Origin of the sequence: Bartonella sp. AP58NXGY (assembly GCF_042195785.1) — a bacterium.
In the GTDB taxonomy this organism is placed as follows: domain Bacteria; phylum Pseudomonadota; class Alphaproteobacteria; order Rhizobiales; family Rhizobiaceae; genus Bartonella.
In genome coordinates this window covers 300-617 of sequence record NZ_JBHIOY010000343.1, presented here as the reverse complement: position 1 = coordinate 617, position 318 = coordinate 300, and the positions used below count along the sequence as shown (strand labels likewise).

Annotated in this window: 1 protein-coding gene; it reads right to left on the bottom strand. The window is 39.3% G+C overall.

Going from position 1 to position 318, the window contains the following annotated elements:
• Nucleotides 1–55: 55 nt before the first annotated feature.
• Nucleotides 56–238 carry a hypothetical protein gene (locus ACFINC_RS11315; protein ID WP_375617266.1) on the bottom strand — a complete coding sequence of 61 codons (183 nt, stop codon included), beginning with the start codon at nt 236–238 and terminating at the stop codon, nt 56–58.
• Nucleotides 239–318: the final 80 nt, after the last annotated feature.

The window sequence follows — 318 nt, the reverse complement described above, 5'->3', positions numbered from 1 at the left end:
ATAAGCATCTTGATTTTCCACAAGATCAAAGTAAAATCTTAGCTCTCTAGATCAATCACCTCCCAGTTTCAAACATCGCTTGCAACTCTTTTGGTGTTAACCTCTCCTTTTTATCTGCATTTTCAACCATTAGTTTTTGTCTTTTCACGCTCCCTTGAATCCCAACGTCATCCGCGCCTAAAGGACAGAGTTTTCGATCAGATCCAAGCTGTAAACAATTTATCTTCTTATCAACCATCTTACCCAGCCGCTTTCACTTAATTTCCTCCCTCAAGGCATATCACGCCCCTAAAGGATAATATTGAAGCTTACGATTAA

Bases quoted from the DNA above. Each gene is read 5' to 3' on its own strand.
- ACFINC_RS11315 (WP_375617266.1), bottom strand. From the start codon at position 238: ATGGTTGATAAGAAGATAAATTGTTTACAGCTTGGATCTGATCGAAAA.